The 16,446-nt window shown below is 41.0% G+C and carries 17 protein-coding genes; 8 read left to right on the top strand and 9 right to left on the bottom strand.

From position 1 onward, the window contains the following. Nucleotides 1-114: 114 nt before the first annotated feature. From aceA to yhfH, 3 genes are all read right to left on the bottom strand, one after another. Complete coding sequence (gene aceA / locus I5J82_RS15625; protein ID WP_198768630.1) at nt 115-1,401, bottom strand: isocitrate lyase; 1,287 nt, start codon at nt 1,399-1,401, stop codon at nt 115-117. 267 nt (nt 1,402-1,668) lie between these two features. Further along, nucleotides 1,669-3,258 (bottom strand): malate synthase A, encoded by a 1,590-nt coding sequence (aceB, locus tag I5J82_RS15620; protein ID WP_198768629.1) that lies wholly within the window; start codon nt 3,256-3,258, stop codon nt 1,669-1,671. A gap of 83 nt (nt 3,259-3,341) precedes the next feature. Then, a complete protein-coding gene (yhfH, locus tag I5J82_RS15615; RefSeq protein ID WP_082861521.1) occupies nt 3,342-3,473 on the bottom strand; it encodes a protein YhfH in 132 nt (43 codons plus the stop codon). A 289-nt stretch (nt 3,474-3,762) separates the two neighbouring features. Between yhfH and I5J82_RS15610 the strand changes: the two genes are divergently transcribed. The 7 genes from I5J82_RS15610 to I5J82_RS15580 all read left to right on the top strand — a co-directional run bounded on the left by I5J82_RS15610 (nt 3,763) and on the right by I5J82_RS15580 (nt 10,356). After that, complete coding sequence (locus tag I5J82_RS15610; RefSeq protein WP_198768628.1) at nt 3,763-5,406, top strand: gamma-glutamyltransferase family protein; 1,644 nt, start codon at nt 3,763-3,765, stop codon at nt 5,404-5,406. 36 nt (nt 5,407-5,442) lie between these two features. Further along, nucleotides 5,443-6,024, top strand: coding sequence for a chromate transporter (locus tag I5J82_RS15605; protein ID WP_144697081.1), 582 nt, complete (start codon nt 5,443-5,445; stop codon nt 6,022-6,024). Further along, on the top strand, nt 6,021-6,551 hold the full coding sequence (locus I5J82_RS15600; protein WP_198768627.1) for a chromate transporter: 531 nt from the start codon (nt 6,021-6,023) through the stop codon (nt 6,549-6,551). The genes I5J82_RS15605 and I5J82_RS15600 overlap by 4 nt, the downstream gene beginning before the upstream one ends. A gap of 430 nt (nt 6,552-6,981) precedes the next feature. Beyond that, nucleotides 6,982-7,944, top strand: a complete 963-nt coding sequence (locus I5J82_RS15595; RefSeq protein WP_198768626.1) for a DMT family transporter — start codon at nt 6,982-6,984, stop codon at nt 7,942-7,944. 194 nt (nt 7,945-8,138) lie between these two features. Then, a complete protein-coding gene (locus I5J82_RS15590) occupies nt 8,139-9,008 on the top strand; it encodes an AraC family transcriptional regulator (protein WP_198768625.1) in 870 nt (289 codons plus the stop codon). 134 nt (nt 9,009-9,142) lie between these two features. Further along, complete coding sequence (locus I5J82_RS15585; RefSeq protein ID WP_198768624.1) at nt 9,143-9,478, top strand: PadR family transcriptional regulator; 336 nt, start codon at nt 9,143-9,145, stop codon at nt 9,476-9,478. A gap of 2 nt (nt 9,479-9,480) precedes the next feature. After that, nucleotides 9,481-10,356: a permease prefix domain 1-containing protein gene (locus I5J82_RS15580; RefSeq protein ID WP_198768623.1), complete on the top strand. Its 876-nt coding sequence runs from the start codon at nt 9,481-9,483 to the stop codon at nt 10,354-10,356. 49 nt (nt 10,357-10,405) lie between these two features. Here the strand turns inward: I5J82_RS15580 and I5J82_RS15575 are convergent, their stop codons facing one another. The 5 genes from I5J82_RS15575 to I5J82_RS15555 are packed head-to-tail and all read right to left on the bottom strand — an operon-like array spanning nt 10,406 to nt 14,993. Further along, on the bottom strand, nt 10,406-11,539 hold the full coding sequence (locus tag I5J82_RS15575; protein WP_198768622.1) for a hypothetical protein: 1,134 nt from the start codon (nt 11,537-11,539) through the stop codon (nt 10,406-10,408). A 15-nt stretch (nt 11,540-11,554) separates the two neighbouring features. After that, nucleotides 11,555-12,823, bottom strand: coding sequence for an ABC transporter permease subunit (locus I5J82_RS15570; protein WP_198768621.1), 1,269 nt, complete (start codon nt 12,821-12,823; stop codon nt 11,555-11,557). Further along, nucleotides 12,807-13,691, bottom strand: coding sequence for an ABC transporter ATP-binding protein (locus I5J82_RS15565; protein ID WP_198768620.1), 885 nt, complete (start codon nt 13,689-13,691; stop codon nt 12,807-12,809). The genes I5J82_RS15570 and I5J82_RS15565 overlap by 17 nt, the downstream gene beginning before the upstream one ends. After that, on the bottom strand, nt 13,692-14,447 hold the full coding sequence (locus I5J82_RS15560) for a hypothetical protein (protein ID WP_198768619.1): 756 nt from the start codon (nt 14,445-14,447) through the stop codon (nt 13,692-13,694). It abuts the gene before it with no gap. Beyond that, nucleotides 14,448-14,993 carry an RNA polymerase sigma factor gene (locus tag I5J82_RS15555; RefSeq protein WP_198768618.1) on the bottom strand — a complete coding sequence of 182 codons (546 nt, stop codon included), beginning with the start codon at nt 14,991-14,993 and terminating at the stop codon, nt 14,448-14,450. It abuts the gene before it with no gap. Nucleotides 14,994-15,211: 218 nt separating this feature from the next. On the opposite strand from I5J82_RS15555, the gene I5J82_RS15550 reads away from it, so the two are divergent. Next, nucleotides 15,212-15,694: a hypothetical protein gene (locus I5J82_RS15550; RefSeq protein WP_198768617.1), complete on the top strand. Its 483-nt coding sequence runs from the start codon at nt 15,212-15,214 to the stop codon at nt 15,692-15,694. A gap of 54 nt (nt 15,695-15,748) precedes the next feature. Here the strand turns inward: I5J82_RS15550 and I5J82_RS15545 are convergent, their stop codons facing one another. Further along, nucleotides 15,749-16,444 carry an OmpA/MotB family protein gene (locus I5J82_RS15545; RefSeq protein WP_198768616.1) on the bottom strand — a complete coding sequence of 232 codons (696 nt, stop codon included), beginning with the start codon at nt 16,442-16,444 and terminating at the stop codon, nt 15,749-15,751. Nucleotides 16,445-16,446 lie beyond the last annotated feature (2 nt).

Below are 16,446 nucleotides of genomic sequence, written 5' to 3'. Positions count from 1 at the left end.
TTATAGTCCTTCAAAAATTTATAGGCCGTTCGACAATTCTACAAGCAAATAAAAAGGACAAAGGCGTCCGCTCCTGTCCTTTTTCTATATATATCCTATCCAATAACTCTATCTCTATGCTTTTTGTGACTGAAATTGCTCTTCTTCAGTAGATCCTTTTAGAGCCGTTGTTGAAGCTGTACCACCCGAAACGAGCTGTGTTACTTCATCAAAATACCCTGTTCCTACTTCACGTTGGTGGCGAGTTGCTGTATAGCCATCGATCTCACTATCAAACTCTCGTTGTTGCAGCTCAGAATAGGCACCCATTCCTCTCGCTTTATATCCTTTTGCTAGCTCGAACATGCTATGGTTCAGTGCGTGGAACCCTGCAAGCGTAACGAATTGGAATTTGTAGCCCATCGCTGCAAGCTGCTGCTGGAACGTTTCAATCGTTGCGTCATCCAGCTTCTTTTTCCAGTTAAAAGAAGGTGAACAGTTGTAAGCTAATAGTTTACCAGGGAACTGCTCATGAATGGCATCTGCAAAACGCTGAGCTTGTTCTAGATTTGGTTCACTCGTTTCACACCAGATCAGATCTGCATATGGAGCATACGCAAGACCACGTGCGATCGCTTGATCAAGGCCGGCGTTCGTACGGTAAAAGCCTTCAGCTGTTCGTTCACCCGTAATAAACGCGCGATCAACCGGATCGATGTCACTTGTAATCAAGTCTGCCGCATCAGCATCTGTACGTGCGATTAGAATCGTTGGCGTTCCCATCACATCTGCCGCAAGACGAGCAGAGATTAAGTTGCGTACTGCTGTTTGAGTAGGCAATAATACCTTTCCACCAAGATGTCCGCACTTTTTCTCAGAAGATAACTGATCTTCAAAGTGAACGGCCGATGCTCCAGATTCAATCATACCTTTCATCAGTTCAAACACGTTTAGTTGTCCGCCAAAACCAGCTTCTGCATCGGCAACGATCGGAAGGAAGTAATCGACTTCATTTCCGCCTTCCATGTGCTGAATCTGATCAGCGCGCTGAAGAGCAGAGTTGATTCTTTTTACCACGTGAGGCACAGAGTTTGCTGGATACAAACTTTGATCAGGATACATGTTTCCAGAAAGGTTGGCATCTGCTGCAACCTGCCAACCGCTTAAGTATACCGCTTTCAGACCTGCCTTTGCTTGCTGAACAGCCTGATTGCCCGTTAGTGCTCCTAAAGCGTTTACATATGTTTCGTTCTGAAGCAGATCCCAAAATTTTTCGGCACCCTTTTTTGCAAGTGTATGCTCGATATCGATAGATCCGCGTAAGCGAATAACCTCTTCTGCTGTATAAGGACGCTGAACACCTGACCAGCGCTCTTCGTTTTGCCACATATCCTGTAATTTCTCCACACGTGATTGACTCATTTAACTCTCTCCTTAAGTTTTCATAGTATTTTTGAATGGTGTTTTCTTAAAAAGTTGCTTTAAAATCCTGTATGATTTTTGATCGTCTTAGCTTTAATTCTTCATTGCCAAGTTGATTGGAGCGTAAGGTGCGAGACTCCTGCGGGACAGGCGGGCAGGTGAGACCCTTAAGGGCGCAAAGCGGCAAGGGGCTCACCGCCTGCCCCGCGGAAAGCGAGCAACCTGGAGCGGAAATCAACCTCTTTCAAAAGCAGCAAGAAATTAAACCTACAAAACTTCATACCCACGATTGGTCAAGAAATCTTGAAACTCATCATCGCGAATCAGCTCGTCAAACAGCGCGACAGCTTCCATAAAACGACCAGAATTGAATGACTCCTCATTCATTCCTTGCTTCAACTTTTGAACTTCCTGCAACTTTAGTTCCTCTACCAGCTCGAACGTCACTTTGCGGCGGTCACGTAAAATGCCTTTAGGGTGTCGGATCCATTGCCATACTTGGGCACGTGAGATTTCTGCAGTAGCTGCATCTTCCATAAGATGGTTGATCGGTGCAGCTCCTTTACCTCTCAACCAAGAAGCAATGTATTGGATGCCGACACTAATGTTGACGCGCAAACCTTCTTCTGTAATTTCGCCTTCTGGTACAGCCACTAAATCATCAGCCGTTACGACAACATCTTCACGTTTTCGATCGATCTGATTTGGTGTTGGCATGATTCGGTCAAAGACTTCCATAGCAACAGGCACGAGTCCCGGATGGGCAACCCATGTCCCGTCATGACCGTCAGAAGCCTCGCGCTCCTTGTCAGCACGCACTTTTTCAAAAGCAGCAGCATTCGCAGCTTCATCGTTTTTAATTGGAATCTGTGCAGCCATTCCACCGATCGCAGGAGCGTTTCGTTTATGACACGTCTTTATTGCCAAAAGCGAGTAGGACCTCATGAACGGAACAGTCATCGTTACAAGCGAACGGTCAGGGAGAATCACGTGTGGCTGATTACGGAACTTCTTAATATAGCTAAAAATATAATCCCATCGGCCACAGTTTACGCCTGCGGAATGTTCACGAAGTTCGTATAAAATTTCGTCCATCTCAAAAGCCGCAACAATGGTTTCGATTAGTACAGTTGCTTTAATCGTACCTCGTGGAATCCCTAGCTGTTCTTGTGCGTAAATAAACACATCGTTCCAAAGGCGAGCTTCTTTATGACTTTCCATTTTAGGAAGATAGAAATACGGTCCAGACCCTTTTTCAATCAGTGTCTTTGCATTGTGATAAAAATAAAGTCCAAAATCTACTAAGCTACCAGACATCGGTTCGTTGTCGACAACAATATGTTTTTCTTCAAGATGCCAGCCGCGTGGACGTACGATGAGTGTCGCGATTTTTTCATTCAATGTATATGTTTTGCCGTTTCCATTATCAAAAGAAATGGTACGGTTAACAGCATCCTTTAAGTTGATCTGACCTTCAATCGTGTTTTCCCAAGTAGGAGAATTAGAATCTTCAAGATCTGCCATAAATAGTTTGGCACCTGAGTTTAAGGCATTAATCACCATCTTGCGGTCAACAGGACCCGTGATTTCTACTCGTCGATCTTGCAGATCTTGGGGAAGCGGTGATATGGTCCAATCACTGTTTCGGATATGTTCAGTTTCCGGTAAAAAGGTAGGCATGATTCCGGAATCAATCTCACTTTGCCTGGCTTTACGTTGTTTCAGAAGTTCTTTGCGCGTGTTATTAAAGTGAAGGTGTAATGATTTTAAGAAAAGAATGCTACCTGGTGTTAATATTTTTTCATACGCTGGGGTAACGTTGCCTAACACTTGGAGATTAGTAGTTTCAATCGTCACTTATTACACAGTCCTTTCTGAGTATGTTATTAAACAGATAAGAATAAATTATTATTGTTATATAACAGAAGAGGTAAAAAAATTTACCTCTCGTGTTTTCCCATGCAACGCTCGCACTCATAAAGATAAGATTCGTGCTGTTCCTCAATTACACATCCACATTCTATACACGTTTTGTCCGGAATATTACGGTGAAGCTCCAAGTAGTTTTTCATTTTAATTTCCTCCTGTTTTGTGTTTGATTTGATTATAATGCATTGTATTATAACAGCTTAATTTTTGCAACACCTGTTTTATAACATTTTCCGTTTTTTTATAAAATTGAGTCATCTGTCCAACTGTTTATCCGTGATATGACTGGGTTTGTAGGGATGTGTAAAAAAATAAAAAACTGTTGTAATACAGTTCTGTTTTAGTGCGATTATTTGAATTTTTAGATAATAAACCATACAATGAATTAATCTATAAAGGCACCTTAACTTCCCAAAACGAAAGGTGAGAATCATGAATCAAACGATACAGGATACGAAACAGAAACTTCAGTACAATGCCCTTCATAACCCTTATCATTCAGATCGGATGAGCATTTTTTCGAAAAAAGGAATGGTTGCGACGAGTCAGCCGCTCGCCGCACAAGCTGGGCTTGACATGTTAAAAAAGGGTGGAAATGCGGTTGATGCAGCCATTGCCACCGCAGCTTGCCTAACGGTTGTTGAGCCAACATCAAACGGTATCGGTGGTGATGCATTCGCTCTCGTCTGGATGAATGGTGAACTGCATGGCTTGAACTCGAGTGGTCCTGCACCAAGAAGCATCTCGATCGAAGAAGTAAAGAAAGCGGGACATGATACCATGCCAAAGTTCGGTTGGCTGCCTGTTACGGTGCCAGGTGCACCAGCTGCATGGGCAGAACTTTCCAACCGATTTGGCAAGCTTCCGTTTAAAGAAGTGCTGAAACCTGCAATCTCTTACGCAGAAGAAGGTTACCCATTGACGCCTATTCTCGGTAAGTACTGGCGAAAAGCGTATGAAACGTACAAGCGTGAATTAAAAGGCGAGGAGTTCGAGAGCTGGTTCAAAACCTTTGCACCGAAGGGACGTGCACCAGAAGTAGGCGAGATTTGGCGCTCACCTCACCATGCAAGCACATTACGAGACATCGCAGAAACGAAATCAGAATCTTTTTATAGAGGAGTACTCGCACAAAAAATAAGCGAGGCGTCAGAAGCGCACGGCGGATTTCTCCGAAGTGAGGATCTTGCTACCTTTTATCCCAAGTGGGTGAAACCAATCAGCGTGAACTACAGAGGATACGACGTTTGGGAGATTCCGCCGAACGGTCAAGGAATCGTTGCACTCATGGCACTCAACACGTTAAAAGGATATGATTTTACCGAAAAAGAATCAGCCGAAACGTATCATAAACAGATCGAAGCCATCAAACTAGCCTTTGTTGATGCGAAAAAATATGTAACAGACCGCTCAAGAATGAATGTATCTGTTGAAGGATTATTGTCGGAGAGCTATGCTGCAAAACGAAGAGACCTGATCGGTAGTGAAGCTCTTCAGCCAGAACCTGGCACACCACCAAGTGGTGGAACGGTATATCTTGCAACGGCAGATGAAGACGGCAATATGGTCTCGTTCATTCAGAGCAACTACATGGGCTTTGGTTCTGGCGTGGTCGTTCCTGAAACGGGGATCGGTCTGCAGAATAGAGGACATGATTTCTCGCTGGATCCAGATCACGATAACGCACTCGCTCCAGGCAAAAAGACGTATCACACAATCATACCAGGATTTTTAACGAAGAACGGAAAAGCAGTAGGACCTTTCGGTGTGATGGGAGGCTACATGCAGCCTCAAGGTCACGTGCAAGTTGTGGTGAACACGATTGATTTTCATCTGAACCCGCAAGCCGCACTAGATGCGCCACGCTGGCAGTGGATGGAGGATAAGAAAGTTCTAGTTGAACGCTCACTTCCGTCGCATATTGTTGATGACCTAGCCAGAAGAGGTCATGACGTTCAAGTGGCCGCAGATTCAGGGAACTTTGGCCGCGGCCAGATTATTTGGAGAGACCCAGAGACAGGAGTTTTAGCGGGTGGAACGGAAGGAAGAACAGATGGATCGATCGCTGCATGGTAACAAACAAATCTCAACTAAGAATAAAGGACTGATCACATGACGTATCTCAACTTGTTTCTTGCCTTCTTTCGGTCAGGCATGCTGGGGTATGGGGGAGGTCCTTCTTCCATCCCTTTAGTTCATAAGGAAGTGGTCGGAAAATACAAATGGATGAACGACGAAGAATTTGGAGATGTGTTGGCGCTAGGAAACACACTGCCTGGGCCGATCGCGACAAAAATGGCCGGATATATCGGATACCGAGTGGCAGGCATTACGGGTCTCTTCGTTTCGCTATTAGCAACGATTCTGCCAACCATTATCCTCATGATTCTGCTCTTAACCTCACTCCGAGAATTTAAAGATCAGCCATGGGTGCAAGGCATGACAAAAGGAGTCATTCCCGTTGTCGCTGTGATGCTCGCTGTACTAACGTGGCAATTCTTTGATAGCTCCAAAAAAGGGTTAGGTTTAAAACTAAGCCTTTTTCACATTTTCGCTGGTGTTATCCTTCTTCAATTTCTAGGTGTCCACCCTGGAATCATCATTGGTGCATTATTGGCATACGCTCTTTTTGGACCATTGAAGGGAACGGATAAAAAGAAAGCAAGCGTGCGGGAAGGAGAGGAGACAGGATGACTTTTTGGCATATCTTTCTCGCCTTTTTCTTACCCGGAATTTTAGGATATGGCGGTGGACCGGCGTCCATTCCTTTAATTGAAAACGAAGTCGTTGACCGCTATGAATGGCTTTCTGTTAATGAATTTACCGAAGTACTGGCGCTAGGTAATGCGCTTCCTGGTCCGATCGCGACGAAGATGGCAGGCTATATCGGATACCAAGAAGGGGGCTGGTTTGGGGCGTTTGTTGGTGTGTTCGCAACCGTTGCACCTTCTCTTTTATTGATGGTCGCGTTTTTAGGTCTTGTTTATAAATTTAAAGACTCACCGAGAGTAAAGAACATGAGCACATATGTAAAACCTACAATCGCTGTGCTTCTTGGCATCATGGCGTATCAGTTCTTTGCTGAATCTTATATCAGTGTCGGTTGGATGCATACACTGTTTTTAGCTGCTGCCAGTTTTTTATTGATGGAGAAAGTGAAAGTGTCCCCGGTGTTCGTCATTATTGGATCACTCGGGTATGGAGCCGTGTTTTTGGCTTAAGGGGAAGCGACTTAAGACTTTATTAGAAAAAGCACTGTGATTTCTCACAGTGCTTTAAAACTTGTATCTCAATATAATAGTCATACGTGTTTCTTAGCTTTATTTGATGGCGTTGACTGGAAGCTTTTAAATGTTACTGCTTCCAAACTTTTCTTCCAAATCCAACAGCTACACAAGCTGCAATACTTCCTACCAAAATTAGAACTCCAACCATAATTGTTGTCCTCCTTTTGAATATAGAATTATTATTTGTACCAGTATACCATTTCTCATACTTTCTCGCTCTGTGTAACTAACAGTTTTAAAGCAATTCATACATTTATGGAGAGTCTTCCCAAATTCGTACAACCATATGGTAAGATAATAAAAAAAGATAAGCATGTTGGACAAGACAGATGAATACTTTTTAAAGGGAAACGGAGGACTTAACATGAGACCGATATGGCTTGGGATTGCGGCAGCCTTTTTATTTGGCGTCACGTTCATTTTGAATCGTTCCATGGACTTATCAGGCGGAAGCTGGCATTGGAGTGCAGCCCTTCGCTTTTTTTACATGGTTCCGTTATTGTGGATCATCGTTTGGATGCGTGGCAACGTGCGTCCTGTTTTTCAGGAACTTAGAGCACGATTTGGTACATGGTTTTTATGGAGTTCGGTAGGATTTGTGCTCTTTTATGCACCGATTACATACGCAGCAGGTTTTGGAGAGGCGTGGTTAGTCGCCGCGACGTGGCAGATTACAATCGTTGCAGGCTCTCTTCTCGTGCCCTTTTTTTATGAAGGGGACAAAGGGCATGGAGCAATACGCCAAAAGATTCCCTTTAAAGGATTAGGTTTTTCGATGATCATACTAGGAGGTGTCGCACTCGTTCAAGTGCAGGAAGCGAGTGGTGTGAACGGCTCCGCTTGGTTGAACGTTGTGCTGCCAGTTCTGATTGCGGCAATCGCTTATCCACTTGGCAATCGAAAAATGATGGTTGTAACGAACAAACGTCTCGATGCTTTTCAGCGAGCATTCGGTATGACGATCGCTTCACTTCCGTGGTGGGTTGTCCTCGCAGGAATTGGATGGGTGGAGAGTGGACCTCCAACGAACGATCAGTTGTGGCAGACGTTTTTAGTGGCCATTTCATCAGGGGTTATCGCAACCGTACTCTTTTTCCAAGCGACGGATCTTTGTGCGAACAACCCTGTGAAACTTGCAGGTGTAGAAGCCACGCAATCGGCTGAAATCATTTTTGTATTAGCAGGCGAGATGTGGCTGTTATCGATTGCAAGTCCAACGTTCCTTTCTATGATGGGCGTTCTCATTATCATGCTGGGCATGTTTTTACACAGTTATTATGGAAAGACAGAAGTTGTGCAAAAAAAATCTATGAAACTTGCAAAATGATGAATAAAAATATGTGAGCTGGGAATAGTAGTACTACCCCCCCTTTTTAAATAGTAATTTGGAACAGCCGTTGCCCGTAGCAGCGGTTGTTTTTTTGTGCGATAAAAACTTCAAATCCGTTAAACTATATACAGAGATTGTCGGATGTCATCTTCTTCCCCTTGTTATTCTTATTTTGAAAGGAGGCGTTAGTAATGGATTCGCTAAAGAGTATGAACGACGCGTTGCAATATATGGAGGATCATCTACAATATGAGATCGACTTTGCGGAAGTAGCGAAACGAGCGTATTGTTCAGAGTATCATTTTAAACGAATGTTTTCCTTTTTGGCAGGAGTTCCACTTTCAGAATACGTTCGCCGCAGAAGGCTAACTCTTGCAGCATTTGAATTGCAGAACAGCGACATAAAAGTAATTGATGTGGCAGTGAAATACGGATACTCTTCACCAGATTCTTTTACAAAAGCTTTTCAGCAGATGCATGGTATTACACCTTCAGAAGCTCGTAAAAGTGGTCATTCACTCAAAGCCTTTCCGCGCATGTCCTTTCAATTATCGGTAAAAGGAGGAAGTGAGATGAACTATCGTATTGTTGAAAAAGAGGCCTTTTCTATTGTGGGTCTCAAGAAAAGAGTTCCGCTTATTTTTGAAGGGGTAAATCCTGAGATCGCCGGGATGTGGCAAAGCCTCACACCAGAGATGATCCAGCAGCTGAAGAGTTTATCAAATATAGAGCCAAGTGGCATAATCAGCGCTTCAACGAACTTTTCGGAGAGGGCAACTGAAAACAGTGAGCTTGATCATTATATTGGGGCAGCCACTATCAACGAATGTCCCGAGAATATGTCACAACTAAAGGTGGAAGCATCCACTTGGGCAGTATTTGAAGCGGTCGGCCCTTTTCCAGAAACTTTGCAAAACGTGTGGGGACGCATCTATTCAGAATGGTTTCCATCATCGTCGTATGAACAAACAGAAGGACCAGAGATTCTTTGGAACGCGGATAAAGATACGACGTCACCTACATTTAGAAGTGAGATTTGGGTGCCTGTTAAGAAAAAATAAAGAAGTAGTGTAGGAAGTATCGGCTAAGTGGCCGGTGCTTTTTTCATGGGGAAAAGAGTTCTAATATATTTGTTTTAATAATACCTTGCATTATTAGGTATTATATTTTATATTGAATTTGGAGGTGGTTATAAATGGAAGTTAACAAAGAGGTTCTTAAAGGCCACATTGACACGTTGATTTTATCGTTATTGGTTAAAAGAGATATGTACGGTTATGAGCTGGCAAAGCTTGTTCGAGAAAAAAGTGATGATCAGTTTGAGTTAAAAGAAGGAACGCTTTATTTATCACTAAAACGATTAGAAAAGAACGAATGGATTGAATCCTACTGGGGAGACGAGCACGGGCCAGGAGGAAGGCGAAAGTATTATAGATTGACGGAGCAAGGGAAGGATGGATTTGAGCAAAAGCGAAGAGAATGGCAGTTTGTAAAACGAATCATTGATCAATTCATTGAAGGGGGAGAATAGTTTTGAAACAGATCGATAAATACATACAATCCATCTACAAAGATGTTGTAGGATCTAGAAACGAAGTGGAAGAGTTAAAAAGAGAGATGCGTTCACACCTCATTGAAGCCGTTGAAGATTTAAAAGCAGAAGGAAAAACGGAAGAAGAAGCGATCCGTATTGCGATTAACAACTTTGGCGGTAGGAATCAAATGGTCAAAGGACTTTCTGAATTCTTTACGGTTCAGAAAAAGTTTACGAACTATATCCTAACGCTTTCAGTCATTTTTCTCGTTCTAAGCGCGATCTTCTTCATCACGTCTTATTCAAAAGCAAATTCTTATAAAGAAGAACTAGATCAGCTTCAAGTAGTGGAAGAGGAAAAGGAAATCATCATGAACGATGTGTTTGACGTATTAGATGCATCAAATGAAGTAGGAGACAAGGAAAAATACGATCTGCTAGATGTCTTTAACAAGTATGATGACAAGTTAAATCTGGTTGCTGTGTTCTCTGCTAAGGACGTTGAGAGCTGGTTGCAAGACAAAAATAACCAAGCTGTGAAGGAAGGACCTGATACTTATTTTCCAATCGACTATACGAATGCCACCATTGTCATTGGAAACGATAAAGTAATAGAGGATACTGACAAAATCGTGCCGAGTGACTATGATAAAGGAACGGTAATCATGGCGAATGACAATTGGGTCGTTCAGTACGAATACAAGACTTCCTATGAAAAAACGGTTGAAAAGCATCTTCAGTATACCAACTACGGACCAAGCATCTGGAGTTTCTATCAAATTCCGATTCTGTTTGCTGCATTATTTATCGCATTTGGTGGGGTATGGCTGTTTTTGAATAGGCAGAATAAGAGATTGAGAGCAGTAATGAATTAACTTCTATACAAAAGCAGCATCTGCTGAAATAAAAAGATGCTGCTTCTTTTTATAGGATATTATTAACTTTTTCTTTTCGATAACGCCAAATAAAAAGTACCGAGGTAAGAATGAGAATCGTAACAAATGAAATAGGTACGAGGTAAGGATTTAAATAGATACTTGTTAGGTTTTGTACGAGATACGTGGTTCCTGTACCAAATAGCAAGAATGCTAGAGGAACATGCAGACCTACACTCGTCATATAATTGGGAGCGATGCTCGATATCCAAGCTCCGACCAATACTAACGCTATTCCTAACAGATAGACACAAATAACAGTAAGAACGATATATTGAAAAAAGGTTAGGTCATACCATGAAACAAAGATGTTAAAGATAGAGTTTATGGATAACGGAAAGAACATACTAGTGTCATTACCTCTATACATGAAAAAGAAAAAAGCGAGCTGGGCGGTAATAATGATTAAGGATGCAGTTAAGCCAGAAAGGAGCTTATGTGAAAAAAGGCTGCGTCCTGTTTTTGATGTATACTGCAGAAGTTGTACGTGATTTCGCTTGTCCCGAATGTATAGTGGCATCAGGATAATCATGATATTTAGAAAGATAAGAATGGCTACATATTTCATTAAAACATTGTAGTTTTCAAATACCATAAACGTAAATATCGCCTTTGTTGATCCATTTTCAACCAATTCATCCATGCGTGCATTTTGTTTTGGAGTTAGTTCATGCTCATTAAAACGTTCAGGATGCTCATATCTGTCAATGATTCCATCACGTGCCTGAATCTCCCAAAAAATATCTACAGAGTCTTCAAAAAAGATTTTGCTGTGCAGGGCAGCTAGTTTTTCGTTTTCTTGATCCATGTTGCTAAATTCCTCATACGTATCAATGCCTGCAGCGACCATTTCTTTCTGTGACTTAAGATATTCTGTCGCTTCTGCTATTCGTTGTTCTTTAATCTCTTTAAAATCTTTAAACTCCTCACTATCCATAGATTCACCATAATCAACTAGCATTTTTTGCGTAGCGCGGAAATCATCTAGTAGTGGTCTGCCGTTAGGAAAATGCTTAAATTCAAACATAATAAACTGCTGGTACACAAAAAAGCTGACTAATAGTAACAGGCAGATTATTTTTACCGAAAACAGCTTTCTTATTTCATTAACTACTATTCTCATATGTTCGCGTCCTATCTATAAATTTTCTCGGGAAAAACGGTTAATAAAGAACCAGGCTGTGAGAAGTAAAGCAACGAGCCATCCAGAAACGGTAATGATTTCATAATACTTAAACGCTTTGAAAACACCACTTTCCATCCACCATTTTTTAACATTCATGGCTAAGGTGAAAGGTGTAAAGTGAGTGTAAAGAAGCATTGTGCTGTTTTTTGGTATGATGCTTGGTAAGAGTAACCCTGCTGAAAAAATCACTCCGAAAATAACAAATACGATATAACTATTCCTAATCCACATCGAAGTGCAAAATGTAAGCAAAACAAAAAGAATTTGGCACACAACTACTAGAACACAGGTCAAAAGTAAATATTCTAAAAATGTGAGATTCCACCAGCTAATAAACGGAATTTCATTCATTTCTATTAAAAACCCTGTACTGATGGGGACGGTCCAAAGACCAGAGTAGTCAAACACAATAAAATAACCAAGCAATGTTGAAGATAGAAGAACAACAGTCATAAGGATGGAAGTAAATAGCGAAACAAATAGCTTGTCCCACACCAATTTTCTACCACGCTTTGTTGAATAGGCGACTAAAAAAGTTTTTTGTTCGAACTCATAATTAACGATAAATGCCGTAAATAAAACGATTAGAATCATAGCTTGAAAAATGACGAATCCAAATAACGTTTTAAAAAGAAAAGAATGTGTTCCAAACATTTTTCCATGAAAGAATAGATGAAGGTGTTCTTTATTTTGGATAAGCTCCTCTACACGTGGTTTTAATACCGTGTATTGCTCACGAACTTTTTCAGCTGCAGCACCTTCCAAGCCGAAAAGGCGGATGCCTTCTTCTGCATTTTCCATGACGTTTAAAGTGCTGTACTTCGTTTCAATATCCTTGATAGAGTTTTGATACGTTTCTTTTATGGCTAGATTGTTGATGTCTTGCAATTCTTTTTCTGAATAAATGTTTGATTCAATCAAACTATAGTAGATTTCTGGTTTATAAAAGTCCGCTGCGTTTTGATAGGTGTCTCCAGTTTTGCTTTGTGAGAGCTGATTCCAAGAATTTAAATCTTCTTCATAAGAGGTTTGCAGCTTTTCACGTCCCTCTTTATCCATTAACGTTCCCGTTTCTTGTACAATTGGCTGAAGTGACCTCATATCATTTCGAATGGATGATTGCTGATAGATGAGAAAGCAGTTAAACAAAAGAAAGAGTACGAACAATCCTAGAATAATAGGTGACGAGATGATTTTTTTAAATTCAAGCTGTTTGATCATCAGATAGTACTCCATCTTGATAGATATACAAAAAGACATCTTCTAAGTTTGGATGAACCTGTTTCCATTCTGCTTTAGCTGTATCTTCTGTTAAAAAACGCATGTACATGCTTCCGTTTTCTTGTTTTTCAGACAAGGTAAGGTAAGTAGAACGAAACCGCTCCGTTTCATCATAAGCAACTTTAGTCTCATAAACGAGGCCTTGAATGTTACCGCAGATGTTAGAAACGGTATCTTTGTATAACACTTCTTGATTTTTAATCATGATGATCTCGTTTGCGATCGATTCTACATCTGACACGATATGTGTGGATAAAATGACAATGCGATCGCGAGCCAGGTTCGTAAGTAGATTACGAAAACGAACTCTTTCTTTTGGATCTAAACCAGCTGTAGGCTCATCTAGAATAAGAATTTTCGGGTCATTCAACATGGCCTGAGCGATTCCAACACGCTGAATCATCCCTCCGGAAAACTTCTTCATCTTTTTGTTGGCCACATGATCCAGTGCTACGGTTTTAAGCAGTTCTTCAACTCGAGCTATCGCCGTTTTTCGGTGTATTCCTTTTAACGCTGCAAGGTAAAGGAGGTAAGAGGTAGGCGAATAATTTTTGTAATAGCCAAACTCCTGAGGAAGGTAACCGATCATCTCGCGGTATCTTTCATCCATCTTAATAATATCTTCTCCGTCATAACGAATGCTTCCACTCGTTGGGAACAACAGTGTCGTGAGCATCTTAATCAGTGTTGTCTTGCCCGCTCCGTTCGGCGCCAATAATCCATACACACCGTTATGAAACTCAAGGTTTATATTTTTTAGTGCATTGAACTGCCCGAAATTTTTTGTAACGTCTTCAACGATTAACATTTATTGAACTCCTTCTGCACCTCGAAATGAGATTAGTTTTTTTAATGTTTTTACATAGAGCACGATGCTGATGATGAGTACGATTCCGTATACATATGTAGGTACATGACTTAAAAACATGCTGTACATGTTCTGATTTAAGGTGGCCGGCAGAACATTCACTAACAGCCAGCTTGCCATCATGAAATAAGTTGGGAACGGCCCTTTTGCATGGCGTAAGGCGTACAGGTAAAGGACTGAAAATAGGCTTAATGAGCTGCATGATAACAGCAGTGCATCCAGGATTTGAATCGATTGAAACAAGAACGATAGAACGATAATCAATGCGATATTTATGAGCATCGTTAGCAGACTGAAAATTAACATACGAAAAGCGGCTAGCTGAAACACATGGTACTTACAGGTCATCTCTACTGAAAAAGTGTCTTTCATTAAAGCACGTACTAAAAATAGAGAGGATAGAGCAAAGAAAAAAATAGGAGACAGCGTAAAGATGAAAGAATATAAATCTTGCATGTCTAAAGATGATTTCAGTGAAAATATGCCGTATAGCATTACAGCTAGCGCTAAACAGGTCGTAAACAGAATTTCAGTAGCATCTCGAAATAAATAGCGAAAGCCAAGCTGTTGATACATTTCAAGAAGATAAGATAGAAACGATTTGGGTTTTGTTAGACCGGCAGATACAATAGATGAAATCTGGTTTTTTCTTTCAAAATCCGTTGGATACTCGATGTGAAACTTTTCCTTCTCCATTTATTCAGCCTCCATTCGATGTTTTATTTTCTTTATTGCAGCATAATACTTTGTTTTAATAGATGACTCAGGCATATCTAGAGAACTGGCGATTTCGATAAACGTTTGCTCGCCGAACAATTTAAGCCGTAGAACCTGTTGATCAATAATAGAGAAGTTGTTTATGAGTTGTGCCGCCTTTTTAATGTCTTCTCTCCATTCCAACTCGAGCGTGAAATCTGAAGGTGTGGCAATTTCAACACCATCCATTGAGTCTGTGGAACGATCATATGTATAGTTTTTAGATCTGAAATAATCAACGAGCTTGTAGGTTGCGATTCGGTACAGCCACGTTTTAAAAGATGCTTTTTTCTCATCAAACTGTTGAATAGAGAGAAGCATGCTTATAAAAATGTCTTGTGTTAGATCGAGTGATAGTTCTTTGTTCAACGTTTGTTTATAAACATATGCATAAATAGATTGATAGTAATGAGAGATCAGCTCGTTCGCTGCATGTTGATCGCCTCTTTTTTGAATAAGGCTGATCCATCTTTTCTGCTTCATCATGATTTTGTCTTCACTTCCAGACTAAAAAGGTTGTCTTGCTCATATATTCGTAAAGGAAAGATAAATAGTTTTACTTTTTATAAAAATATTTCCATTTTTATTATAAGTTCTTATTAAGAATCAAAGGAGAATTATGTAGCAATAGCAAATAATAGAAGATTGAAAGAAAGATAGCTCTTTTAACATAGAAATTTATTAGTAGAAAGCTAGGTGAAGATATGTTTAATTTTGATCTAGATTACTTAGTGTACTTTGAAGTAATCGTATTATTGTTATTTGTCGGAGTGGCGATTGCAGCAGTGAAGTCAAAAACTGCTTATGATGAGAAGGGGGAAGAGAAGATGTTTAGGCATTTGTACATATATTTGGTGTTGTTTACGACGCTTTCGCTAACGATAGGAGGAAGTATTAGCATATTTATGAGCGTGGCCGATATTGTGAGCCCGGATACATATCAAGCTAGTTTTGCAGAATACAAACTGGGTTTAGCGGAGACTGTATATGATGAAAACGGAAAACCGTTGCCTAATAAGAAAACGGATGAAGAGATGCGGAAAGACTATGAGATGATGATTGAAAACGAGAAGTTGCAAGAGAGAAGGAATGAGATAAATAAGATTGTAAAAAGTTCTGGGTTTATACTCATTCCACTTCCGGTCTTTTTATATTTCAGGCGTCAGTTGCGTAAAAAAGAAGCTTAATAGCAGAAGAAAACGAGCGAAGTGTTCCGCTCGTTTTTTTTTGTGCTGATTTTGCTATTGCTCCACAATTTCCTTCAGCTTGCTCTGCCACTTGTCGTCGTCCAAAATGATCTGAAACGAGATGCGGCGGTTTTTTTGCAGCGCTTCAGTTGTGTTACCTTTTGCAATCGGCTTATATTCGCTGTACCCTGTTGCCGCCAGATATTGGGCGTACTCTTTTTTAGCAAGCTTCGGGTTCGCTTTTCCTAAATAGTCCACGACTGCGACCGCACGCTGAGTGGAGAGCGACCAGTTGTCGTACGGAACGGAATCCGTATGGCCTTCGATCAGAATGATGTACAGATACTGACTCATGTCTTTTTCCTCGATGATTGCGGCGAGAGCGTCAGCGAGCGGATTCAGTACTTGCTTTCCTTTTTCCGAAATATCGGCACTTCCGGTATCAAAAAGAATATTTCCTTCTACAGAGATCGTGTTGTTCGGTCCACGGATGATTTTATCTTTTCCAACGTTTTCTTCAAGTTGTTTTTGAATGAGGTCAGAAATATGCTTCTTCACCTCTGCCACCTGACCAAGTTCGCGTTTAATCTGAGCCTGATCATACGCGTTATAGATGCTCTGCACATAAGCGAGGATCGCGATAAAAATCATGACGAGCACCATCATACTCATCATATCGGTAAAACTTGGCCAGAAGATTTCTTGCGTTTCTTGGCTGTCGTCGTTGTAGTAAGATTTTCGCGCCTTCATAC

This window comes from Fictibacillus halophilus, from assembly GCF_016401385.1.
Lineage (GTDB): Bacteria > Bacillota > Bacilli > Bacillales > Fictibacillaceae > Fictibacillus > Fictibacillus halophilus.
Note: the sequence above shows the minus strand (reverse complement) of the source record. Positions and strands in the feature narration are given on the sequence as shown.